We start from the raw sequence: 22,421 nt of genomic DNA on the forward strand, positions 1-22,421 counted from the left end.
TCGATGAATGCGGTCAGCCCTGATGCCATTCGCGCGGAGACGATCACCATCACCGGCCACGGCGGAGATGAGATCGAGGCCTATCGCGCGATGCCACTCGCCGACGGATCGCGAGGTGCAGTCGTCTGGATCCATCACATGCCCGGATACGACCGGGAAACCAAGGAGTTCGTTCGCCGGCTTGCGGTGAGCGGCTACCACACGGTGGCGCCGAACCTGTACTCCCGGGAGGCGCCGGGCGCCGCTCCCGACGACGCCGCCGCGGCGGTGCGCGCGGCGGGCGGAGTGCCCGATGAGCGCTTGGTCGGCGACGTCGCGGGCGCCGTCGAGCACCTGCGGTCGTTGCCCGGCGCCAATGGAAAGTTCGGCGTCATCGGTCACTGTTCGGGTGGGCGGCATGCCTACCTGGCCGCCTGCTCGCTGCCGTTCGACGCCGCGGTGGACTGCTATGGCGGCCGCGTCGTCGAGGATGTCCGGGAGGGAATGCCCAAGGCCATGAAACCGATCCTGCACCTGGCGCCGAACCTGAGCTGCCCGCTGCTGGGCCTGTTCGGGGCCGACGACGTGTTCCCGACGCCCGCCGGGGTGGCCGCGCTGGACGCCGAGCTGACCAAGCTGGACAAGCCGCACGAGTTCCACACCTACGACGGTGCGGGCCACGCGTTCTTCTCGGTCGATCGGCCTGCGTATCGGCCCGAGGCCGCGGTGGACGGCTGGCGCCGCATCGACGAGTTCTTCGCTACTCATCTGAAAGGCTAGGTGCAGCAAGCCATGTGCACACATCTCACCGAGCACGTCGAGATCGACGGCAGCGGCAAGGGCCCGGCGGGGTGGTTCGGCGCCCACCGTGCGACCGTCTACGTCGACCACGCCGTGCACGCGCCCTACACCCACACGGTCAATATCGACGTGATCAATCCGGAGCTCGGTCCGTCGGCGCGGGTCGCGCTGGAACTCACCGAGGAAAGTGCGCTGGCGTTGGCCGACGCCATCCACAAGGCGATCGCGAACGCGCCGGCCGGTCTCGCGTCCAAGGACCAGTAGGCGAGCCATGACGACCGAGCATGACTACCCTCAGACGGCCGCGGAGCGGGGCCGCGTCGAGCCCGTGCCGCGACGGGTCCGGGGTTTCCTGGGCGACGAGCTGGTCTTCGATACGACCGCGGCTCGCTATGTGTGGGAAATCCCTTATTACCCGGCGTATTACGTGCCGCTGGCCGATATACGGCCCGAGTTTCTGCGCGACGAAAACCACCCGCAGAAGGTGCAGTTCGGTCCGTCGCGGCTGCACTCCCTGGTCGGCGCCGGACAGACGCACGCGGCGGCCGCGCGGGTGTTCGATGCCGGCAGCGACAGCCCCGTCGCGGGCACGGTGCGCTTCGAATGGGATGCGTTGCGCTGGTTCGAGGAAGACGAGCCCATCTACGTGCACCCGCGCAACCCGTACTCCCGGGTCGACGCGCTGCGCTCGCACCGGCACATCCGGGTCGAGCTGGACGGCGTCGTGCTGGCCGACACCGGATCGCCGGTGCTGCTCTTCGAAACCGGTTTGCCGACAAGGTATTACATCGATCCCACCGACGTTTCCTTCGCACATCTCGAGCCCAGCCCAACTCAGACCCAATGCCCGTACAAGGGGGTGACCTCCGGCTACTGGTCGGTGCGCATCGGCGACACCGTGCATGCGGATCTCGCGTGGACGTATCACTTTCCGCTGCCGGCGGTCAGCCAGATCGCGGGCCTGGTGGCGTTCTACAACGAGAAACTCGACATCGCCGTCGACGGTGTGAGCCTCGCCCGACCCAACACGCAGTTCAGCTAGCCGCCGAGTGGGCTGGATCCGCCGTCCTTAGCCGCGGCGGCATCGCCTGATGCAAATGCAGAAGTCAACTCGGATTCGTAGCAAAGCAGCTAAGCTAATTAGCTAGTCGGTAGTGCCGGACTGCTTATTCGCAGCGATATTCCAGCCAAATTACAGGTGACCGCCAGTCATTTCTCAATTTGGTCACCCGCTGCCGGTCGAGTTGGGTTGAAATCGGCTTCCACCAGGGGCGATTGCCCGTGCTGAGCGTAATGAAATGAATATTTAAACCATTGAATACGCCACTGAAACATTCAGGTTCGACGCTTCCACCCGTTATGACGTGATACGCACGGCAGCTGATTCCAATGGGCCGGCTGGCTCGAATTGGGGTGTGTCTGAATCATGGTGCCCTATCCAGATTGGTTAAATCCCGGAGACAACGCCTGGCAGTTGGTGGCGGCGACCCTCGTCGGCCTGATGAGCCTTCCCGGCATCGCCGTCCTGTACGGCGGGATCGTCCAGAAGAAGTGGGCCGTCAACACCATGCTGATGGCCTTCACCGGCTTTTCGCTGGTGCTCGTCGTGTGGGTGCTGTGGGGCTTCAAGATGGGTTTTGGTCAGCCGCTGAAGCTCGGCCCCGGCATCCTGCGCGCGGCGATCGGAATCCCTCGTACGATCCTCGGCACCAACAACCAAGAGCAAGCCGTGATCCCGCTGCTGGACGGCACCATGCCGAAATTCCGCTTCTCGGAGACCACGCTGGCGTACTTCCAGTTCGTGTTCGCCGCCATTACTCCATTGCTGTTTCTGGGCAGCGTGATCGGTCGGATCAACTTCAAGGTGTGGCTGATCTTCGTGCCGCTGTGGTCGACGTTCGCCTACTCGGTCAACGCATTCCTGCTCTGGGGCGGCGGCTGGTGGTCGCAGGCAGGCGCCCTGGACTACAGCGGCGGGTACGTGATCCATCTCGCCGCCGGCACAACCGGATTCGTCGCTGCCGCGGTGATCGGTCCGAGGCTAGCGCGTGACCGGGAACGCGCTGTGCCGAACAACCTTCCGATGGCGGCGGTCGGTGCCGGCGTCCTGTGGTTGGGCTGGAATGGGTTCAACGGCGGGGACCCCTACTTCTCGGGCGCCGACGCATCGCTGGCGGTGATCAATACCAACCTCACCACCGCCGTGGCGCTACTCACCTGGGTGCTCTGGGACATCTTCGCGAGCAAGCAGCGCAAGCCGACGTTCCTCGGCGCCATTAACGGGATGATCACCGGGCTTGTCGCGATCACCCCGGCGGCCGGTTATGTCAACACCTTCGGCGCGATGATCATCGGTGTCGTCGCCTCGTCGCTCGTCTGGATGTCGTGGAATTGGCTTGGCAGGACAAGGCTGTTCCAGAAAGTCGATGACACCCTCGGCGTGTTCCATACCCACGGCGTGGCGGGTTTGGCGGGCGGCCTGCTCGTCGGGGTGCTCGCCGACCCCAAGGTCGTTGTGTACCTCGGTGGGGCCGGGGGGCAGGACGTGACCTACTCCGGTTGGCTGTGGGGGCATCACCCGAAGCAGGTATTGATCCAGGCGGGTGCCGCGGCCACGGTGATCGTCTGGGATGCACTCGTCACCTTCGTCATCTTGAAAGTCCTTGGGCTCTTCATGAAATTGCGGTTGCCCGACGAGGTCCTGGAAACGGGCGACATCGGAGTGCACGACGAGGAGGCCTACCCCGACGAAGCGCTCGTCACCGGACGCCGGGTCGATTCGCTCGTGGCATCTCGGGCGCAAGCGGTGGCCTCCGAGTCCGCTGAGCCAGTGGATGGTTGACGTCATGAAGCTGATCACCGCGATCGTCAAGCCGTTCACGATCAATGACGTCAGACATGCCGTTGAGTCCGCCGGCGTGCTTGGTTTGACCGTCACCGAGGTCCAGGGCTACGGCAGGCAACGCGGGCACACGGAGGTCTATCGCGGAGCCGAGTACGCGGTCGATTTCGTCCCCAAGGCCCGTGTCGAGGTGGTGGTCGACGACGAGGTTGTCCCCCGAGTCGTTGATGCCATCATCGGCGTCGCCCGCACCGGAAAGATCGGCGACGGCAAGGTCTGGGTTTCTCCGGTCGAGAGCGTGGTCCGTATCCGGACCGGCGAACGCGACCACAACGCGCTTTGAGCAACCAATTCCGCCGCCGACACGGTCAATTGAAAAGATGTGACATTTCCCTCTTTTTCCCGGTGAACCTAATAAATTCTTACCCTGCTTTTCACTCGATGTTTGCTACAAGGTTAGCTGTAGCCAACATTGATCAAGCTAAACAGCAGTAGCGTTGTTAGCTAGAGGGTGGCCGTGTATATACTCGGTAACTGTCACCTGAGCGGATCCTGAGGCCGCACGGTGATTTAGCCGACAGTGCCGATTTAGATGCTTTTGTGCCGAAATTCGGCCGGTAAAATTTCGTGCAGACCAGCGCATTTTTTGGGTGCTGAAGTGCGGTCATCCCGCAGCCGCCGGTGTCGCATCGTGAGTCAAGGCGACCGGCGCACGCGGATGGCCGACATCTATACCGAAGGCGGTTCGAACGTGAGCGAAACCAACGGCCGGGAGGCCGCCCGCGAGATCATCGAGGTTGACGCGACGTCGATAGCCCCGGTGGCCGTCGAGATTTCCGTCGACAACGGCCCGATCACCGGCATCGCGATCAGTCGTGACGGCAGCCGCCTGGTGGCGACCCACTACGGAGCCGACAGCGTCTCGGTGATCGACACCGACACCTTCCGGGTCGTCGACATGATCGACGGCGTCGACGAGCCGTTCGCGATTGCGATGGGCGGCGGCCGCGCCTACGTCAGCACGGTGTCGGCGGCCTACGACTCGATCCAGGTCATCGACGTGTCCACCAACACGGTGGTCGCGGCGCATCCGCTGGCGCTGAACGTGAGCGATCTGGCGGTCGATTCCGCCGGGCGGCAGGTGTACGCCAGCCGCAACGCAGCCGGTGTCGCCGACGTTGCCGTGCTGGACACCGCGACCGCAAAGGTCCACGCGATCAAGGTCGCGGACGCCGCCGCGGCGCCGGGGACCACCACGGAATGCGTGCGCGTCAGCCCCGACGGATCGCGGGCGTACGTGGGTGTCAACGGGCCGGCCGGCGGGCGGCTTGTCGTGCTCGGGACGAAAGCGCAGCCGGACGAGGCCGCGGGCCGGGCATCCTGGCGGAAGAAGCGCACCACGGTCCAGCAGACCGCGTTGCGGGTGATCGGAACCGTGGAGATCGGTTTGCCCGTCCGTGACGTCGCGGTGAGCCCCAACGGTGCGATCGCCTACGTGGCGAGCTCTGCGCCCGAGGTGGGAGTCGTGCTCGACGTGATCGACACCCGGACCAATAAGATCACCAACACGCGCAAGGTCGGCGAGATCGGCGGCATTCTGACCGGGATGACGCTGTCCGCCGACGGTGATCGCGTCTACCTGGTCAGCGATGACAACGTCACCGTGCTGTGCACGCTGACCCATGACGTCATCGCCACGCTCGGGGCGGGAACGCAGCCGTCGTGCGTGGTGGAAAGCCCGGATGGCAATCGCCTCTACATCGCCGGCTACTCGGGCACGGTCAGCGTCACGCCGATCGCGTCGGCCACCCCGCTGGCCATCGAGAGCGCCGCGGTCGATAGTGCGCTGTCGACGACCGGTTGGCTGGTGCCTGACCTGGTGCCGCACGAGCCCGTACTCGCCTGATTTTCGGCCGGTCCGGCCGTGGTACAACACGCTTTGTCAGGGGAATCGCGTTCCCATGATGTAGCGCGGCGATACCATTCGCCCGACCGACCATGAGGCGGTGCCGCGCCGAGACGGTAAGGCGGTAGCTCGATGGACAGCACGATGCAGGACTTTCCGTTGACCATTACCGCAATCATGCGGCACGGCTGCGGTGTCCACGGCGCGCGCACGGTGGCGACCGCGACCGGCGACGGCTACCGCCACACCACCTATCGCGAATTGGGTCAGCAGGCCGCCCAGCTGGCGAACGCGCTGCGCGGCCTGGGCGTGACCGGGGACCAGCGCGTCGCGACGTTCATGTGGAACAACGCCGAGCACCTCACGGCGTATCTCGCCGCCCCGTCGATGGGCGCGGTCCTGCACACCCTCAACATCCGGCTCTTCCCCGAGCAGATCGCCTACGTCGCCAACGAGGCCGAAGACCAGGTCGTGCTGGTGGATATGTCACTGGTCAAGCTGCTCGCCCCGGTACTGCCCGAACTCGAAACGGTGCACACCGTGATCGCGGTCGGTGACGGCGACATCGCCGCGCTGCAGGAGTCGGGTAAGACGGTATTGCGCTACGCGGAGTTACTCGAGGGCGAGTCGACCGAATTCGACTGGCCGCGCATCGACGAGAACTCCGCCGCCGCGATGTGCTACACGAGTGGCACCACGGGTAACCCGAAAGGTGTTGTCTACAGCCATCGTTCGAGCTTCCTGCACACGATGGGCACGTGCAGCACCAACGGGATCGGAGTGGGGGCGTGCGACCGGGTACTGCCCATCGTGCCGATGTTTCACGCCAATGCGTGGGGACTGCCGTATGCGGCGTTGATGGCGGGCGCCGACCTGGTGCTCCCCGATTGCCATCCGGACGCCCGGTCGGTGATCGACATGATCGAGAAGCTGCGGCCCACCCTGGCCGGCGCGGTGCCGACCATCTGGAACGACGTGATGCACTTCCTCGAAAAAGACCCCGACCACGACATCTCGTCGCTGCGACTGGTGGCGTGCGGCGGCTCGGCGGTGCCCGTGTCCATGATGCGCACCTTCGAAGACAAGTACAACGTCCAGATCCGGCAGTTGTGGGGCATGACCGAAACGTCGCCGCTGGCCACCATGGCCTGGCCACCGCCAGGCACCCCGGACGACCGGCACTGGGCCTACCGAGCGACCGTGGGCCAGCCGATCTGCGGCGTGGAGATGCGCACCGTCGACGACGACGGCACGGTGCTGCCCAACGACGGCCAGGCCGTCGGGGAGGTGGAAGTCCGTGGCCCGTGGATCACCGGCGCCTACTACCTCGGGCGCGACGACTCTAAATTCGACTCGGGCTGGTTGCGCACCGGCGATGTCGGGCGCATCGACGAGGAGGGCTTCCTCACCCTGACCGACCGCGCCAAGGACGTGATCAAATCCGGCGGCGAGTGGATCTCCTCGGTCGAGTTGGAGAACTGCCTGATCGGTCACCCGGACGTGCTGGAGGCGGCCGTCGTCGGAGTTCCCGACGAACGCTGGCAGGAACGCCCGCTTGCCGTCGTCGTCCTCAACGAAGGTGCGTCGGTCAGCGCCGCCGAGTTGCGAATGTTCCTCTCGGACAAGGTCGTTCGTTGGTGGCTGCCCGAGCGGTGGGCGTTTGCCGACGAGATTCCGCGCACCAGCGTCGGCAAGTACGACAAGAAGACCATCCGATCCCGGCACGCGGACAACGCGTACCAGGTCACCGAGGCGCGCGACTGAATCGGGTGCCCACTTGAGCACCGACGGAAAGGCTTGAGCCCATGGCACATTCGCGTGTTGTCTCCGAGTCGCTGGTGATACCGGTTCCGGTCGAACAGGCCTTTCACCGCACGCTGCCGGTGCCGCTTACGGAGGTCTTCAGCCGCCGGCACGGGCTGTTTCCGCCGATCAAGGAGGTGCGCGAGCAGACCGGTGCGTGGGACGCCGCGGGCCAGGCCCGCACCGTGGTGATGGCCGGCGGTGGCAGCACGCGCGAAGAACTCACCAGTGTTGACCCGCCGCGATCGTTCGGCTACCGACTCGGCGACGTCACCGGCCCGATGGCGCTGCTGGTCGACCATGTGCTGGGCGAGTGGACCTTCACCCCGGCCGCCGGCGGCACCGAGGTCACCTGGCGCTGGGACATTCACCCGCGCTCGGCGCTGACCGCGTTGGCGCTCCCGGTGTTCGGCCGGATGTGGCAGGGCTACGCGCGCCAGGCGCTGCGCGATCTGTCGGGGATCCTGACGCGCTGAGGGCGCAACCGTATTCGGTACCGTCGAGCCCATGTGTCGACTCTTTGGCCTGCACGCCGGGACGCACGCTTGCACCGCGACCTTCTGGCTGCTGGACGCGCCGGACAGTCTGTCCGAGCAGAGCCGGCGCAATCCGGACGGCACCGGCCTGGGTGTCTTCGAAGCGAATGGCCAACCGCGGCTGTACAAGGAGCCGATAGCGGCGTGGCAGGACGCGGCGTTCGCCACCGAAGCACACCGCAAGACCGGCACGACGTTCATCGCCCATGTGCGCTACGCGACGACCGGATCGCTCGACGTCCGCAACACCCACCCCTTCCTGCAGGACGGCCGGATCTTCGCGCACAACGGCGTGCTCGAGGGACTGGAGATTCTCGACGAGCGGCTGCGCGAGGTCGGCGCCGACGAACTGGTGCTCGGTCAAACCGATTCGGAACGGGTGTTCGCGTTGATGACCGCCGCGATCCGCGCGGCCGGTGGCGACGTCTCGGCCGGCATCGCCGACGCGATGACCTGGCTTGCGGAGAACGTGCCGATCTATGCGGTCAACGTGCTGCTCTGCACGGCCACGGACATGTGGGCGATGCGCTACCCGGCAACCCACCAGCTCTGCCTGCTGGACCGGCGCGACGAGTCCGCGCAAACGCCCGACCCGGAGTTTGATTTGCGCTCCAAGCGAATACACGCCCAGTCCGACGTGCTGTGCACGCGACCGTCGGTGGTGCTGGCCACCGAACCGATGGACGACGACAAGCGCTGGCGGCTGTTGCACCCCGGCGAGCTGGTACACGTCGACGGCTCCCTGCAGATCAACCGAACGATGATCCTGCCGGACCCGCCCCGGCACCTGCTGCGTCGGGAGGATCTGAGCGTGCCGGTCGAAGACGCGCAGCACGCGCTGCCCAACACCCGGAAGTTGTGACATGACGAGACGCGCACTTGTGCTGGCCGGCGGAGGAATAGCCGGAATCGCTTGGGAGACAGGTGTTTTGCACGGCATTGCCGACGAGTCGCCGGCCGCGGCGCGGCTGCTGCTGGATTCGGAGGTGCTGGTCGGAACGTCGGCGGGTTCGGCGGTCGCGGCCCAGATCGGCAGCGGCAGCACGCTGGAAGCGCTGTTCGATCGCCAAATCGCCGAGACGTCAGGCGAAATCGATTCCGGTGTCGACTTCGAGACCATCACTGAGCTGTTCCTGGCCGCCCTCGGCGAGCCGTACGACGACTCGCTGGGCCGGACGCGTCAGCAGATGCAGCGGATCGGCGCCGTCGCCCTGGACACCAAGACCGTTTCCGAACCCGTCCGTCGCCAGGTGATCGCGCAGCGGCTACCGTCGCACGACTGGCCGCACCGCGTGCTGCGCATCACCGCGATCGACACGGCCACCGGCGAATTGGTGGTCTTCGACTCCGAATCGCAGGTGGAGCTCGTCGATGCAGTGGCGGCCAGTTGCGCGGTGCCGGGGGCGTGGCCGCCGGTGACGGTCGGGGGCCGGCGGTACATGGACGGTGGGGTGGCCAGCTCGGTGAACCTCGATGTCGCCCGCGACTGCGACGCGGCCGTGGTGCTGGTGCCCGCGGCGGCCGACGCTCCATCGCCGTTCGGCGGCGGGCCGGCCGCCGAGATCGCGGCGTTTCACGGCACGGTATTCGGGGTGTTCGCCGACTCCGAGTCGTTGAAAGCATTCGGGCCCAACCTGTTAGACCCGCGCTGTCGCGTCAGCTCGGCCGTGGCCGGACGAGAACAGGGCCGCCGCGAAGCGCGCGCCGTCGCCCGGTTCTTGGGTGTCTGATCAGCTCGCGAAGTCTTCGAACACCGGGACGGCCTGCAGTCCGTTCAGCTCGCGGCGCGCGGCGCGGTAACCCTCGGCGATCTTGTCGACGGCGCCGGCGATGTCACATTCTCTGTGGTTGGCCATCACCTGCAGCCGGAAGCGCGCCTGCCCGCTGGCCACGGCCGGGTACTCAACGAGGTTGGCTACCAACCCGTTTCGATGCAGCTGCCGGCTGACCAATCGGGCCACGCTTTCGCTGCCCATCTTGACGCACACGATCGGTGAGGGCTCGCCGTAGACATCGAAGCCCGCGTCGGCCAGGCGCGCCCGTAGCTGCAGGATGTTGGTCATGCACTTGCGCCTGAGCTCCGCGCCTTCCGGGCTGTCGACGATGTCGAAGGCCTTTCCCACGATGGCAGCCTGGATCGGGGACAGGGCGTTGGAGAAGGTGTTCGGCGAGGAGTAGTAGCGCAGGTATTCCGTCACCCGGCGATGCTTGGTGGCGACGAATCCTCCATTGGAGGCAAAGGTTTTGGAGAACGATCCCATCACGAGGTCGACCTTGCCCATCATGCCCTGCAGGCCGATATGGCCGCGGCCGTCGGGGCCGATCGAGCCCAGATCGTGTGCGACATCGACCACCAGCGTCGCCTTGAATTCGCGTGCCAGGTCTTGCAGTTGAGCGATGTCCGGGGTGTCCGAGTTCATCGAGAACAGCGACTCGGTCACGACCATGATGCCGTTGTCGCGGTCCTGCGATCGAATCGCTTCCAGCGTCGTGCGAGCGTCGGCGATGTCGTTGTGCTTGAACAGATGCACGTTGCGCGTCGCGGCGGCGGCGCCCTCCTGCAGGCAGGCGTGCGCGAGCCGGTCCATGACGATGTGGTCGTCGGGCCGCACCAGCCCCTTGACCACCCCGTAGCCGGCCGCCCATCCGGTGGAGAACAGGCTGACGTACTCGGCGTCGAGGAAATCCGCGATCTTGTGCTCCAGCGCGAGTGACACCGACGTGTTGCCCACCAGAGCCGGGGAACCGGCGCTGTGGACTCCGTAGTCGTCGATCGCGGCCCACGCCGCGGCTTTGATTTCGGGGTGGCCGGAGAGCGAAAGATAGTCCTGCGAAGCGAAATTCACGCCCGACATGGTCCGGCCGCCGTCGTCGTGCACGGTGGCGTGGCGCCGTGGGCCGGCCTCGGTGGCCCGGCCGAATGGCCACAGGCCGTGCTCGCGCCGGCAGTCCTGCCATTGGTAGAAGCCGTCGACCCGCGCAATGATGTCGTCGCCGCGCAGCGCGCGGAAGTCCTGCATGCTGCCGTCCAGCGCCGCCGGGTCAGTTGCCTCGACAACCGATACCGGTTCGGGGATGCCCGTAGTGAGAGTCACTGCGCTCCTTGGGATTTGATCTTGACGACCGGCGAGGGTGCGGTGCGCTCAGATTACTGGGCTCGTGTTGAATAGCTTGTGAATCGCGCAGTAATTGACTTTTAACAGTGCCGGTCGCAGGTCTGAAAGCTCTAGGAGTCGGTCAAAAGTCCCACGCGGCGGCGGCGGGACGCTAAGATGCCACAACCACGGTCCGGGCGGGGGAGTTACCAACCGCCCCAACGGCTCTCGTTGCGATCAGCCCTCGATCGCGGGCGGTTCCTCGGAAACACGTTCGAGCGAATCCAGGGCCTGGTCGGCCAGTAGCCTGCCGACGTCGATCACCTCGGCTGCCCGGTGAAAATCCAGGCTGCGGCACGTCGAACGGGGTACCTCGATCAACAGATCCGGTGGGTAGGCCGACAGCATGTGGCGGGTGAGTGCCGACTGGGCGATGTCGAAGGCCCGGTACATCACCTCAAAGCTGCCCAGTTTCGGCACTCCGGGCGCCTCCACGAGTTCGTCGGCGTCCTCGCCCGGGTCCTCCGCGTCGGTATCCGCGGCGAATCGGCTCAACACGGCTCGCGCGGTGGGCCGGTCGAGCAGCGACCGCACGGCCGACGTGTCGAGCAGCGCAGTAGTGCTGCGCACCATGCGGTTCAGCAACTCGACGGTGGCGCCGGGCTCGGGTTCTCGTTTCGCGATCACCTCGCTGCCGCTGACGCCCACGGCGATCGTCAGGTCGGCGTTGACCGCGGCGAGCGGGGCCATCGGCAGCGGATCGAGGATGCCGCCGTCGGCGAGCAGCCGTCCGCCGACTTCGTGCGGAGGGATCACCCCCGGAATCGCGATGGATGCCCGGATCGCCTCGTCGAGCGGACCGTGCTGAAACCACACCGACTTGCCGGCCAGCAGGTCGGTTGCGACCGCGGTGAAGGGGATCGGTAGTTCCTCGATGGTGACCGGCCCGAGGATGTCGCGCACCGCCTCCAGGATTTTCTCGGCCCGCATCACCCCCGCCGCGCTGATCGACGGGTCAAGCAGCCGCAGGATGGTGCGTTGGTTCAGCGACTTCGCCCAGTCGGCGAACTCGTCGAGTCGCCCGGCGGCCTGCAGTCCGCCAATCATCGCGCCCATCGACGAGCCGGTGATCCCGACGATCTCGAAACCGCGCGCATGCAGCGCCTCGATCACCCCGATGTGGGCGTAGCCCCGGGCGCCACCGCTCCCGAGTGCGACGGCGACCCGGGGACGTGATGCTCGACGCTCGACGGCTTCGCCAGACACCCCTACATTTTGCGTGCCGCACCGGTCGCTCGCCGGGGCGGGCGGCACTTTTTTCATCCGTGATCGCAATTGCGCAGGAGTTCGAAGCGCAGCCCTCGGAAGCTACCCGCATTCGTCGTTGGCGGCCGCCCGCGCGGCGGTGATCACCGCCGCCTGCCGGGCCGGCGTCAGGTCCGCCCACCTGGTGTTCCAGCTGCCCGCGGTGGCCGTCGGCGAGGTCTGGACCATCGCCAAATAGGGCTCGAACTGCGATTCCCCGGTCTTGGGCCGCGCCTCCATCCACACTTTTGCGGCATGACAGGCCTGGTAGTACTCCTCTTCGGTCGACTCCGCGGGGACATCGACCTTGGTCGTCACCCCGGCGGGGGACAGGCCGATCACCCCCGGCGGTGCCGACGTCGGGAGCTGCCGGCCGGGCGACGACTGCGCGGACGACGATGTGATCTGCCCCGCGGGGGCCCCGCCCGACGAGCACCCCGCGACCGAAAGCGGAACGATCACACCAGCCGCCACAACGACTGCGCCCCATGGCCGGGGGCGATGACTGCACCAGCGCACGGCGTTCAATCTATGCAACACTGGCGCCGTGATGGAGCGCTTCGGATTTTGGGAGTGTTGTCGGCCCTAACGCGCCGCCCTTGCCCAATCCGATCCCTTGTGGAGCTCTCCCATGTCAGTGCCTGTCGCCAATTCCGTTGCGTTGCGTTCACCGACCATCGCGTCGCCCTCCGCGGGGCCGACGCGGCTGCGGGTTCCCGACCTGCTGCACGCCACCGACCAAGCCGCCGACGATGTGCTCAGCGGCCGGTGCGACCACCTGCTGCCCGCCGGCGGTGTACCGGACTCCAAGCGCTGGTTCACCCGCATCCACGGCGACGACGAACTCGACGTCTGGCTGATCAGCTGGGTTCCCGGTCACGCCACCGAATTGCACGACCACGGTGGGTCGCTGGGCGCGTTGACGGTGGTGTCCGGGTCGCTCAACGAATTCCGTTGGGACGGAAGGAAATTACGTCGCCGTCGGCTCGATGCCGGTGATCAGGCCGGTTTTCCGCTGGGCTGGGTGCACGACGTGGTGTGGGCGCGCAGGCCTGTTCCCAGCCCGCTCCCGGGTACCGTCACTCCGATCAAGTCACCGGTTGCGCCGACGCTGAGCGTGCACGCGTATTCGCCGCCGCTGAGCGCGATGTCGTACTACGAGGTCACCGAGAACACCCGGTTGCGACGCCAGCGCACCGAACTGACCGACCAACCGGAGGGGACGCAATGAGCCGTATCGATGTGGTCTTGAGATCGGCGCGACGCCGTTTTCGCCGGCTTCCAGCCGCCGAGGTGCCCGATGCACTGCGGCGCGGGGCGGTGCTCGTCGACATCCGGCCGCAGGCACAGCGATTCCGCGAGGGCGAGGTGCCGGGCGCGCTGGTGATCGAACGCAATGTGCTGGAATGGCGTTGCGACCCGACCAGCGACGCCCGCCTGCCGGAAGCCGTCGGCGACGACGTCGAGTGGGTGATCCTGTGTTCGGAGGGCTACACGTCCAGCCTGGCGGCAGCCGCGCTGCTCGACATCGGCCTGCTCCGGGCCACCGACGTCGTCGGCGGCTTTCACGCGCTGGCCGGCGCCGGGGTGCTCGCCGAGTTGGCCGGCGAGCCCGTCGATGCGGCAGCGCTGGCGAATACCGGCGCGAGCGGCCGTCGCTGGCTTTAATCGTTGGCGTGCAACAGCGGTCGCAGCCGCTCGGTCTTCTCCGGTGTCCACCCGGGCGGTGACAACACCGCGGCCCAGCCGTTGGCGACGTCGGCGACGTAGCGGTGGCCATGCCCGTCGGGCACATCCACCGCGACTGCCATATCCGCCGACACCTGCAGGAACGTCACCACCGGGATCCAATTCGTCTGCGGCAGTACGTCATAGCCTCGCCGTTCGCGCAGCCAATCCGGTTCGCTGAACAGCAGATCCGGTGTCCACCAGGCGATCGGGTCGGAGGCGTGCTGTAAATACACCACCCGCGGCGCCCCCCACGGATCCTTGGGGCGGTCCAAATTTGTTGGGCGAGCGATGAATCGGACGTTGAGGCCGTCGTTGTAGATGGGCAGCCATTCGGGCGAACCGCCGTCTCGGGTCGCGGTCAGGTCCGTCCAGATGGTGTTGTTGAACGTCGGCCCGCTGAACAGGGCGCCGTCGGTGCGGGCCACGACGTTGTTGAGGCTCATAAACGGCGCCTCCCCGCCGAACGAGCCCAGGCTCTCGCCGAACACCACCAGCTTCGGGCGGTGTCCCTCGGGCAGTTGCCGGATCAGTTTGTCGACGGCCTCGAACAGCGCCTGGCCGGCGTGCCGGGCGTTCTCCTTGTCCACCAGAAACGACAGCCAGCTCGGCAAGAATGAGTACTGCATGCTGACGATTGCGGTGTTGCCGTTGTACATGTACTCCAGCGCCGACGCCTCGGCTTCGTTGATCCAGCCGGTCCCGGTAGTCGTTGCGACCGCGACGATCTCGCGCTGTAAGCCGCCTTCGCGTTGCAGTTCGCGCGCCGCCAGCTCGGCGGTCGCGGTGATGCCGTCGGCGGACTTCAGGCCGGCATAGGCGCGGATCGGTTCGGTGGCCGGGGCTCCGCTGAAACGGGTCAGCTCTTCGGTTGACGGGCCGCCGTTGACGAAGATGCGGCCCTGGTGGCCCAGCGATTCCCACGAGACCAGCGACTGCGGACCGCCGGATCGTTGCGGGGTTTTCGGCGGCACGATCTCGGGATTCATCTCATTGTTGACCGAGGCGAAGGTGTTGTTCAGGGTGCGCATCGTGAACTTGACGACCACACCGTTGAGCAGCGTGATCGTCAGCACCACCAGCGCCACCACCACGATGGTGGCCGAGACGCGAAACGGCGCGATCCGATCGAGTTTTCCCACCAGGAAACTGACCAATATGCGGATGGCCTGGCCGATTTCGACGACCGTGAACAGCACGATGAACGACAGGATCGCGGTCAGCGGGTAGTCGTACCACTGCAGATGCGGGACACCCATCAGGTTGCGCACGTCGTCTTGCCACACGTGAAACCAGATGGCCATCAGCACCTGGCCGACGACGGCGACCGGGATCAGCACTTTCCACGCCCAGCGCGGTGGCGGCGGGGAGGACTCCTTGGAGCGCATGTAGCGGACCAGCCAGACCGAGAAGACGCCCAACCCGTAGCCGATGGCGCCGGAGAACCCGCTGACCAGCGCCTGGAACAGCGGGCCGCGGGGTAGTAGCGACGGCGTCAACGAGAACCAGATGAAGATCAGGCCGACCGTGGTGCCGGTGAAGGTGTAGTGGCGAACCCAGAACGGCTTGGTGGCGATCTCCACGAGGTCGTCGGCGCCGGCGTTTTCCGGTTCCGCTTCGGGTTTGGTGGCGACGCCCGTCGGTGGGGCGTCTTGCGAGCCCGCGAGTTTGTCTGCGCCGACGGCTGATTCGTCGTCGGTGCCGGTCACAGAACCAGGCTCACTCACTTCGGGGATCTTACCGATGCGTGAAGTTGGGAGCCCGCTTTTCGACGAATGCCGCCATCCCTTCGGACTGATCCTCCGTCGCGAAAGTCGAATGGAACAGCCGGCGCTCGTAGAGAAGTCCCTCGGCCAGGGTGGACTCGAAGGCGCGGTTGACGGCCTCTTTGGCCATCCGGGATGCCGAGAGCGACATCTGCGAAATCGTGGTGGCGACTGCTTTGGCCTCGCTGAGCAGATCGTCGGCCGGCACCACCCGTGACACCAGGCCGCTGCGTTCGGCTTCCTCGGCGCCGATGGTGCGCCCGGTGAGGATCAGGTCCATCGCCTTGGCCTTGCCGATGGCGCGGGTGAGCCGCTGCGATCCGCCCATCCCCGGCAGCACACCGAGTTTGATCTCGGGCTGGCCGAACTTCGCGGTGTCGGCGGCGATCAGCAGATCGCACATCATCGCGAGCTCGCAGCCACCGCCGAGCGCGTATCCGGCCACCGCCGCGATCGTCGGGGTGCGCACGGCGGCCAGCTTGCCCCAGGTGGCGAAGAAGTCGGAGCCGAACGCGTCGGCGAACGTCAAGGCCGCCATCTCCTTGATGTCGGCCCCGGCGGCGAAGGCCTTGCCGCCCGAACCGGTGATGATGATCGCCCCGATGCCCGGGTCGCTGTCGAATGCAATTGCCGCACTGGTGACTTCGTTCATCACCTGGCTGTTGAGCGCGTTGAGCGCCTGCGGCCGGTTCAGCGTGATGGTCCCGACTCGCTCGTCGCGCTCGGTCAGGATGGTTTCGTACGTTGTGTCGCTCACCAATTCGCCTTTCTAGAAATTCAAGTCGTCGTCGACCGGCGCGAAGTACGCGTCGATGTCGGCCGCGGAGACCGCGGCGAAGTTCGCCGGCGACCATTTCGGGTTGCGATCTTTGTCGATGAGCTGTGCGCGAATGCCTTCCACCAGATCGTGGGAGCGCGCCGACGCCGACGACACTCGATAGTCTTGGACCAGAACATCTTCCAGCGTTTCCATCTTCGCGGCCCGACGCACCGCCTGGAGCGTGACCGATACCGCGATCGGGGAGCGGGTCTCGATCAGGTTGGCGGCCTCTTGCGCCGGCTCGGCGTCATGCTCGCGCAGCGCCGCGATGATGTCCTCCACCGTGTCGCCGGAAAAGCACTCGTCGATCCAATCACTTTGTGCGACAAGATCACTGGGCGGCGGCTCGACGGCATGGGCGGCCAGTGCCGCCTCGATGCCGTCGTCGACGATCGCTTGGCTGAACGCGTCGAGCTTGTCGTGCGCGACGTAATGGTCGGCGAATCCCAACGCGATCGCGTCGGCTCCGGAGAACGGGGCTCCGGTCAGGGCGGCATACATTCCGAGCGCCCCCGGCGCCCGGGACAGCAGGAATGCTCCGCCGACGTCGGGGATGAACCCGATACCGACCTCTGGCATTGCCACCTTTGAGGTTTCGGTCACCACGCGGACACTGCCGTGCGCGCTGACGCCAACCCCGCCGCCCATCACGATCCCGTCCATCAACGACACGTACGGCTTGGCGAACCGGCCGATCTGACCGTTCAGCAGATACTCGTCGCGCCAGAACTTTCGCGTCTCGACGCCGTCCTTGCGGGCGCTGTGATAGACCGCGACCACGTCGCCGCCGGCGCACAACCCGCGCTCGCCGGCCCCGGAGAGCACCACCGCGCGCACCGCATCGTCGTTTTCCCAGCGTGCCAGCAGCGGGCTCAGCACGTCGACCATCGTCTGATTGAGCGAGTTGATTGCCTTGGGGCGGTTGAGCGTGATCAGGCCGACGCCATTGTCGACACGGGCCAAAATCTCGTCGGATTCCTCAGTCGCGCCTTCGGTCACGCCCCAGCCTCTCGTCGTCGCAATGTGTGCCCAGAGTGTCGTCGCGATGACTTCTGGGCCTTGACCAGCAATCTAGATCGTGACAACCGGCGCAATGCCCGCGGGTAAGGATTATGTTTGAGTCGGCGACAGTCACGCAGCGCGGATATACCCTGAACACACCGGTTCCGTTGGGAACTTGGCAAGCCGACTGATCGTTGAGCAAGTGTTCGCACGGCTCGAAGCCACAGTCTTAAGAGAGGAACCGACGGTGCGGGAGACCAGCAACCCGGTATTTCGTTCGCTGCCCAAGCAGAGCGGCGGATATGCGCAATTCGGCACTGGCGCGGCCCAGATGCAGCAGGGGTACCACCAAGCTGACCCCTACGCGGCTCCATACCAGCAGGCCAAGGCCACCCGTCCGGTGACCATCGACGACGTCGTCACCAAGACGGGCATCACGCTGGGCCTGTTGACCGTGACGGCGATCGTCTCCTACTTCCTGGTGGCGAGCAATCTCGCCCTGGCGATGCCGCTGACCCTGGTTGGGGCGCTGGGCGGTTTCGTGCTGGTGATGATCGCGACGTTCGGCCGCAAGCAGGACAACCCGGCGATCGTGCTCAGCTACGCCGTCCTCGAGGGCCTGTTCCTCGGCGCGGTGTCGTTCGTTTTCGCCAACTTGACGGTGTCGCACGTCAGTGCCGGCGCGCTGATTTTGCAGGCTGTGCTGGGCACCCTAGGGGTGTTCTTCGGCATGCTCGTCGTCTACAAGACCGGCGCCATCCGGGTGACTCCCAAGTTCACCCGCTGGGTGGTCGGCGCGCTGTTCGGCGCAGTGGCGTTGATGCTCGGCAACTTCGTGCTGGCCATGTTCGGCGTCGGCGGCGGTGCGGGTCTCGGCCTGCGCAGCGGTGGACCGATCGCGATCCTGTTCTCGCTGGTGATGATCGGTATCGCGGCGTTCAGCTTCCTGATCGACTTCGACGCGGCCGACCAGATGATCCGCGCCGGAGCCCCCGAGAAGGCGGCCTGGGGCATCGCGCTCGGCCTGACCGTGACGCTGGTCTGGCTGTACCTCGAGATCCTGCGTCTGCTCAGTTATCTGCAGAACGATTAGCTTTATCCACGGAAAAAGCCGGCACGCCCACGGGCGTGCCGGCTTTTGTCTGCTCCAGGGCGGTCCCAAGAAGCGTCGAGTGTGCAGCTACGCCGCCCTGGACGCACACTCACCGCCCTGGACGCACACTCAACGCCCTGGACGCACAGCGACGAGCTAGTTGAGCCGCTCGAGCACCATCGCCATGCCCTGGCCGCCGCCGACGCACATGGTCTCCAGACCGAACGTCTTGTCGTACGTCTGCAGGTTGTTGATCAGCGTCGCGGCGATGCGGGCGCCGGTCATCCCGAACGGGTGGCCCAGCGCGATCGCGCCACCGGAGACGTTCAGCTTCTCCTCGTCCATGCCCAGCTCGCGGGCCGAGCCCAGCACCTGGACCGCGAAGGCCTCGTTGATCTCGTAGAGGTCGATGTCGCTGATCGACATGCCGGCCCGCGCCAGCGCCTTCTTGGACGCCTCGATCGGGCCCAGGCCCATGATCTCCGGCGAGAGGCCGCTGACGCCGGTCGACACGATGCGGGCCAGCGGCGTCAGGCCCAACTCCTTGGCCTTGGTGTCGCTCATGATCACCAGCGCCGCCGCGCCGTCGTTGAGCGGGCAGGCGTTGCCCGCGGTCACCGTGCCGTTGGGCCGAAAGACCGGCTTGAGCTCGCTGATCTTCTCGTACGTGGTGCCGGGCCGCGGGCCGTCGTCGGTGCTCACCGTGGTGCCGTCGGGCAGTTTCACCGGCGTGATCTCCCGCTCGAAGAACCCGCTCTTGATCGCTTCCTCGGCGCGGTTCTGGCTGCGTACGCCCCAGTGATCCTGGTCTTCGCGGCTGACGCCGGTCAGCAGTGCGACGTTCTCCGCCGTCTGCCCCATCGCGATGTAGACGTCGGGCAGGTTGTCGTCGGAACGGGGGTCGTGCCACTCGTCGGCGCCACCGGCCGCGGCAGTGGAGCGCTCCTGCGCCTCGTTGAACAGCTCATTCTTGGTGTCCGGCCATGAGTCGGCGCTGCCCTTGGCGAAGCGGGACACGGTCTCCACACCCGCCGAGATGAACACGTCGCCCTCGCCCGCCTTGATCGCGTGGAACGCCATCCGGCTGGTCTGCAGCGACGACGAGCAATACCGGTTGACCGTGGTGCCGGGCAGGAAGTCGTAGCCCAGTTCAACGGCAACCACGCGTGCCAAGTTGAATCCGGCCTCACCGCCGGGCTGGCCGCAACCCAGGATCAGGTCGTCGATCTGGTGCGGGTTGAGCGCGGGGACCTTGTCGAGTGCGGCGCGCACCATCTGGGCGGCCAGGTCGTCGGGCCGCATGCTGACCAGCGACCCCTTCATGGCGCGCCCGATCGGCGAGCGGGCGGCGGAGACGATGACGGCTTCGGGCATGACAGTTCCCTCCAAGATGCGGGCTCGTGTGAAGAACGGGTGGCACACCCACCCCGACGGGCTAAGGCAAATCTAGACCGTGCCGATCCGTCAGTTCGACGACGGGGCGGCCTCGCTGGGGGCGGGGCGCCGCCACAGCCGCGACATGGCGCTGAGCGGGGTGTGGCCCCCGCTGACCATGGGTGTCTCGGCGCGGGCGGCCAGATTCAGCACCGGGCCCTCGATCTCTTCGCCCAGCGCATCGCAGAGCGCCACCAACAGCTGGGCCGCGGCCAGGGCGTACGCGGTCGGCGAGGGGTGGAAGCCATCGGCCGAGAACATCAGCTCGGGAGTGGCCCGGAATTGGGGCGCCAGCAGATGCGCCAGTGGCACCGGCATGCCGCCGGCGCCGCGCACCGCCGCGGCCTGTGCTCGGGCCAGCTGCCTGGTCCGCGCGTGGGCCAGCGAGCGCAGCGGCTGGGGTATCGCGGAGATCACACCCAGATCCGGGCAGGTACCGATCACCACCACGGCGCCGCGCGAACGCAACTTGCGCACCGTGCGGGCCAACCGTCGCGCGGACTGGCTGATCCCGTTGAGGGCGGTGACGTCGTTGGCGCCGATCATCATCACGGCCGCGTCCGGCGGCCCCCCGGCCACGAACATCGCATCGACCTGCCCGCTGACGCCCTTGGAGGTGGCGCCGACAATGGCCTTGGTGCTCAACCGAATACGCTTGCCGGTTTGCTCGGCGAGGCCGCGCGCGATCAGCACACCCGGTACTTCTTCGGCGCTCGCGCAGCCGTACCCGGTGGCGGTCGAGTCGCCGAAGATCATCAGGTGCAGGTCCGCGGACATGCCGCGTTGCCACCGTTCCACCGGCCCGCCGCCCGGGCTGTATACGCCGTCGGCGCGCGGCGGGATGTCCCAGGCCTTGGGGATGACCGTGCGCGCGTGCGTCGCCTGGCCGACCAGCAGATTTCGCGCGCCCAGATAGGCAGTACCTGTCGAGGCGACTGCGCCCGCCGTGGCCAGGGCGATTGTCGAAAGACGCGGCACCCTCACGGTCACGGGATCATTTTAGATCGACTGTCGAGTTTGCGCGGACGCCCGACAAACAAAGCGGTCACGTTGTGAATCAGATGTGGTATCAAATCAGACTCTTCAAACGTTCCTTTAAGAAATGCCTGCGAAGCTAAGTTTAACGGGTTGGCTGAACGACTCGGCGCACGAATTGAACTGGGCGCTCGGCTTCCTCGTCACATGCTGTATCGCACTACAAAGGCGTAGGAGTGTCGAGCATGACCGCACCTAGCAAGGTTTCCGGTGCACCCCGGAATGCCGCCCACCTTCGTGACCTGCTCAAGTCACGCAGGGCAGAGGCACGCAAATTCGCCATCAGCGACGGCGCCCCGGTCGAGGTCGTCGAATCCGGGCCCAGCGTCCAGGGACGAGTAGCCACACTGGCCTCACGCGTGACGATCCGGCCGATTCTGGCGGTCGGCAGCAAGGCGCCGACCCTGCCTTGGCCATGGGGTCTGATCGACCTGGCGGCCCGGGCCTTGCTGCCCGTTTCGGCCACCGTGCGACAGACCGTGAACTTGCCGAATGCGTCGGCACAACTGGTCCGCGCCCCCGGAGTGCTGCCCGCGGATGGCACTCGTCGGGTGGTGCTCTATTTCCACGGCGGCGCATTCCTGACTTGCGGAGCAAACTCCCACGGCCGGGTGGTCGAAGCGATCTCGAAGTTTGCTGACTCACCCGTGCTGGTGGTCAATTACCGGTTGTTACCCAAGCATTCGATCGGTATGGCGGTGCAGGATTGCCACGACGCCTACCGATGGTTGCGGCGGCGCGGCTATGAGCCGGACCAGATCGTCCTCGCCGGCGACTCCGCGGGCGGGTATCTCGCGCTGACCCTCGCGCAACGGCTGCAGGAGGAAGGCGAGGAGCCGGCGGCGCTGGTGGCGATCTCGCCACTGCTGCAGCTAGCAAAGGAATACAAGCAAACCCATCCCAATATCAAGACGGATGCGATGTTCGGAGCAACGGCATTCGACGCACTTGTCGAATTGGTTGCTAGCGCGGCGGAGAAGAACGTCGTCGACGGCAAGGCCGAGGAGATCTACGAACCCCTCGACCACATCAAGCCCGGCCTTCCGCGCACGCTGATCCACGTTTCGGGATCCGAGGTGTTGCTGCACGACGCGCGGTTAGCGGCGAGCAGGCTCGCCGCCGTTGGCGTACCGGCCGAAGTTCGCGTCTGGCCCGGCCAAGTTCACGACTTCCAGCTGGCGGCGCCGCTGGTGCCCGAGGCGGTCCGTTCGCTGCGCCAAATCGGGGAGTACATCCGCGAAGCCACCGGCTAGCCGTTCGGTCGTGCGTGGCGGGC

Annotated in this window: 22 protein-coding genes; 14 read left to right on the forward strand and 8 right to left on the reverse strand. The window is 66.3% G+C overall.

What is annotated here, in order from left to right; translation table 11 throughout:
• The first annotated feature begins 3 nt into the window (after positions 1-3).
• From LMQ14_RS05930 to LMQ14_RS05975, 10 genes are all read left to right on the forward strand, one after another.
• A complete protein-coding gene (locus LMQ14_RS05930; RefSeq protein WP_267733865.1) occupies positions 4-759 on the forward strand; it encodes a dienelactone hydrolase family protein in 756 nt (251 codons plus the stop codon).
• Between the two features lie 12 nt (positions 760-771).
• Positions 772-1,044, forward strand: a complete 273-nt coding sequence (locus tag LMQ14_RS05935) for a DUF6295 family protein (protein ID WP_267733866.1) — start codon at positions 772-774, stop codon at positions 1,042-1,044.
• Positions 1,045-1,051: 7 nt separating this feature from the next.
• Positions 1,052-1,822 carry a DUF427 domain-containing protein gene (locus LMQ14_RS05940; protein ID WP_267733867.1) on the forward strand — a complete coding sequence of 257 codons (771 nt, stop codon included), beginning with the start codon at positions 1,052-1,054 and terminating at the stop codon, positions 1,820-1,822.
• A gap of 384 nt (positions 1,823-2,206) precedes the next feature.
• Positions 2,207-3,622, forward strand: coding sequence for an ammonium transporter (locus LMQ14_RS05945; protein ID WP_267733868.1), 1,416 nt, complete (start codon positions 2,207-2,209; stop codon positions 3,620-3,622).
• Between the two features lie 4 nt (positions 3,623-3,626).
• Positions 3,627-3,965: a P-II family nitrogen regulator gene (locus tag LMQ14_RS05950; RefSeq protein WP_267733869.1), complete on the forward strand. Its 339-nt coding sequence runs from the start codon at positions 3,627-3,629 to the stop codon at positions 3,963-3,965.
• A gap of 408 nt (positions 3,966-4,373) precedes the next feature.
• The gene (locus LMQ14_RS05955) at positions 4,374-5,528 is read left to right on the forward strand and encodes a YncE family protein (RefSeq protein ID WP_420714662.1); all 1,155 of its coding nucleotides are present in this window, start codon (positions 4,374-4,376) and stop codon (positions 5,526-5,528) included.
• 132 nt (positions 5,529-5,660) lie between these two features.
• Positions 5,661-7,292 carry a long-chain fatty acid--CoA ligase gene (locus LMQ14_RS05960; RefSeq protein WP_267733871.1) on the forward strand — a complete coding sequence of 544 codons (1,632 nt, stop codon included), beginning with the start codon at positions 5,661-5,663 and terminating at the stop codon, positions 7,290-7,292.
• Positions 7,293-7,333: 41 nt separating this feature from the next.
• Positions 7,334-7,807, forward strand: coding sequence for an SRPBCC family protein (locus LMQ14_RS05965; RefSeq protein WP_267733872.1), 474 nt, complete (start codon positions 7,334-7,336; stop codon positions 7,805-7,807).
• 31 nt (positions 7,808-7,838) lie between these two features.
• On the forward strand, positions 7,839-8,729 hold the full coding sequence (locus tag LMQ14_RS05970) for a class II glutamine amidotransferase (protein WP_267733873.1): 891 nt from the start codon (positions 7,839-7,841) through the stop codon (positions 8,727-8,729).
• Between the two features lies 1 nt (position 8,730).
• On the forward strand, positions 8,731-9,597 hold the full coding sequence (locus LMQ14_RS05975) for a patatin-like phospholipase family protein (RefSeq protein WP_267733874.1): 867 nt from the start codon (positions 8,731-8,733) through the stop codon (positions 9,595-9,597).
• Here LMQ14_RS05975 and LMQ14_RS05980 read toward each other — a convergent pair whose 3' ends face one another.
• From LMQ14_RS05980 to LMQ14_RS05990, 3 genes are all read right to left on the reverse strand, one after another.
• A complete protein-coding gene (locus tag LMQ14_RS05980) occupies positions 9,598-10,962 on the reverse strand; it encodes an aminotransferase class I/II-fold pyridoxal phosphate-dependent enzyme (protein ID WP_267733875.1) in 1,365 nt (454 codons plus the stop codon).
• 237 nt (positions 10,963-11,199) lie between these two features.
• On the reverse strand, positions 11,200-12,228 hold the full coding sequence (locus LMQ14_RS05985) for a patatin-like phospholipase family protein (RefSeq protein WP_267733876.1): 1,029 nt from the start codon (positions 12,226-12,228) through the stop codon (positions 11,200-11,202).
• Between the two features lie 102 nt (positions 12,229-12,330).
• Positions 12,331-12,729 (reverse strand): lipoprotein LpqV, encoded by a 399-nt coding sequence (locus LMQ14_RS05990; protein WP_267733877.1) that lies wholly within the window; start codon positions 12,727-12,729, stop codon positions 12,331-12,333.
• A 169-nt stretch (positions 12,730-12,898) separates the two neighbouring features.
• Between LMQ14_RS05990 and LMQ14_RS05995 the strand changes: the two genes are divergently transcribed.
• Both LMQ14_RS05995 and LMQ14_RS06000 read left to right on the forward strand, forming a co-directional pair.
• On the forward strand, positions 12,899-13,498 hold the full coding sequence (locus LMQ14_RS05995) for a cysteine dioxygenase (RefSeq protein WP_267733878.1): 600 nt from the start codon (positions 12,899-12,901) through the stop codon (positions 13,496-13,498).
• Positions 13,495-13,935, forward strand: a complete 441-nt coding sequence (locus LMQ14_RS06000) for a rhodanese-like domain-containing protein (protein ID WP_267733879.1) — start codon at positions 13,495-13,497, stop codon at positions 13,933-13,935. Before LMQ14_RS05995 ends, LMQ14_RS06000 begins: the two co-directional genes overlap by 4 nt.
• On the opposite strand, the gene LMQ14_RS06005 is transcribed toward LMQ14_RS06000, so the two are convergent.
• Genes LMQ14_RS06005 through LMQ14_RS06015 form a run of 3 tightly spaced genes read right to left on the reverse strand, consistent with a single transcriptional unit; the run spans position 13,932 to position 17,580 of the window.
• Entirely contained in the window at positions 13,932-15,722 is a 1,791-nt protein-coding gene (locus LMQ14_RS06005) for an alpha/beta hydrolase (protein ID WP_267733880.1), read from the reverse strand. The genes LMQ14_RS06000 and LMQ14_RS06005 overlap by 4 nt on opposite strands.
• 10 nt (positions 15,723-15,732) lie before the next feature.
• Positions 15,733-16,518, reverse strand: a complete 786-nt coding sequence (locus LMQ14_RS06010; protein WP_267733881.1) for an enoyl-CoA hydratase — start codon at positions 16,516-16,518, stop codon at positions 15,733-15,735.
• Positions 16,519-16,530: 12 nt separating this feature from the next.
• Entirely contained in the window at positions 16,531-17,580 is a 1,050-nt protein-coding gene (locus LMQ14_RS06015; RefSeq protein WP_267733882.1) for an enoyl-CoA hydratase/isomerase family protein, read from the reverse strand.
• A 250-nt stretch (positions 17,581-17,830) separates the two neighbouring features.
• Here LMQ14_RS06015 and LMQ14_RS06020 point away from each other — a divergent pair, with 250 nt between their 5' ends.
• A complete protein-coding gene (locus LMQ14_RS06020) occupies positions 17,831-18,676 on the forward strand; it encodes a Bax inhibitor-1/YccA family protein (protein ID WP_267733883.1) in 846 nt (281 codons plus the stop codon).
• Between the two features lie 156 nt (positions 18,677-18,832).
• Here the strand turns inward: LMQ14_RS06020 and LMQ14_RS06025 are convergent, their stop codons facing one another.
• Positions 18,833-20,050, reverse strand: a complete 1,218-nt coding sequence (locus tag LMQ14_RS06025; protein WP_267733884.1) for an acetyl-CoA C-acetyltransferase — start codon at positions 20,048-20,050, stop codon at positions 18,833-18,835.
• A 90-nt stretch (positions 20,051-20,140) separates the two neighbouring features.
• Positions 20,141-21,088, reverse strand: a complete 948-nt coding sequence (locus LMQ14_RS06030; protein WP_267735373.1) for an SGNH/GDSL hydrolase family protein — start codon at positions 21,086-21,088, stop codon at positions 20,141-20,143.
• Positions 21,089-21,330: 242 nt separating this feature from the next.
• Between LMQ14_RS06030 and LMQ14_RS06035 the strand changes: the two genes are divergently transcribed.
• Positions 21,331-22,398: an alpha/beta hydrolase gene (locus LMQ14_RS06035; protein WP_267733885.1), complete on the forward strand. Its 1,068-nt coding sequence runs from the start codon at positions 21,331-21,333 to the stop codon at positions 22,396-22,398.
• The last annotated feature ends 23 nt before the right edge of the window (positions 22,399-22,421 follow it).

It is taken from the genome of Mycobacterium sp. Aquia_213, from assembly GCF_026625985.1.
Lineage (GTDB): Bacteria > Actinomycetota > Actinomycetes > Mycobacteriales > Mycobacteriaceae > Mycobacterium.

Excerpts from the sequence above, each read along its gene's own strand:
- LMQ14_RS05930 (WP_267733865.1), top strand. The coding sequence starts at position 4 with ATGAATGCGGTCAGCCCTGATGCCATTCGCGCGGAGACGATCACCATC.
- LMQ14_RS05935 (WP_267733866.1), top strand. The coding sequence starts at position 772 with ATGTGCACACATCTCACCGAGCACGTCGAGATCGACGGCAGCGGCAAG.
- LMQ14_RS05940 (WP_267733867.1), top strand. The coding sequence starts at position 1,052 with ATGACGACCGAGCATGACTACCCTCAGACGGCCGCGGAGCGGGGCCGC.
- LMQ14_RS05945 (WP_267733868.1), top strand. The coding sequence starts at position 2,207 with ATGGTGCCCTATCCAGATTGGTTAAATCCCGGAGACAACGCCTGGCAG.
- LMQ14_RS05950 (WP_267733869.1), top strand. The coding sequence starts at position 3,627 with ATGAAGCTGATCACCGCGATCGTCAAGCCGTTCACGATCAATGACGTC.
- LMQ14_RS05960 (WP_267733871.1), top strand. The coding sequence starts at position 5,661 with ATGGACAGCACGATGCAGGACTTTCCGTTGACCATTACCGCAATCATG.
- LMQ14_RS05965 (WP_267733872.1), top strand. The coding sequence starts at position 7,334 with ATGGCACATTCGCGTGTTGTCTCCGAGTCGCTGGTGATACCGGTTCCG.
- LMQ14_RS05970 (WP_267733873.1), top strand. The coding sequence starts at position 7,839 with ATGTGTCGACTCTTTGGCCTGCACGCCGGGACGCACGCTTGCACCGCG.
- LMQ14_RS05975 (WP_267733874.1), top strand. The coding sequence starts at position 8,731 with ATGACGAGACGCGCACTTGTGCTGGCCGGCGGAGGAATAGCCGGAATC.
- LMQ14_RS05995 (WP_267733878.1), top strand. The coding sequence starts at position 12,899 with ATGTCAGTGCCTGTCGCCAATTCCGTTGCGTTGCGTTCACCGACCATC.
- LMQ14_RS06000 (WP_267733879.1), top strand. The coding sequence starts at position 13,495 with ATGAGCCGTATCGATGTGGTCTTGAGATCGGCGCGACGCCGTTTTCGC.
- LMQ14_RS06025 (WP_267733884.1), bottom strand. The coding sequence starts at position 20,050 with ATGCCCGAAGCCGTCATCGTCTCCGCCGCCCGCTCGCCGATCGGGCGC.
- LMQ14_RS06035 (WP_267733885.1), top strand. The coding sequence starts at position 21,331 with ATGACCGCACCTAGCAAGGTTTCCGGTGCACCCCGGAATGCCGCCCAC.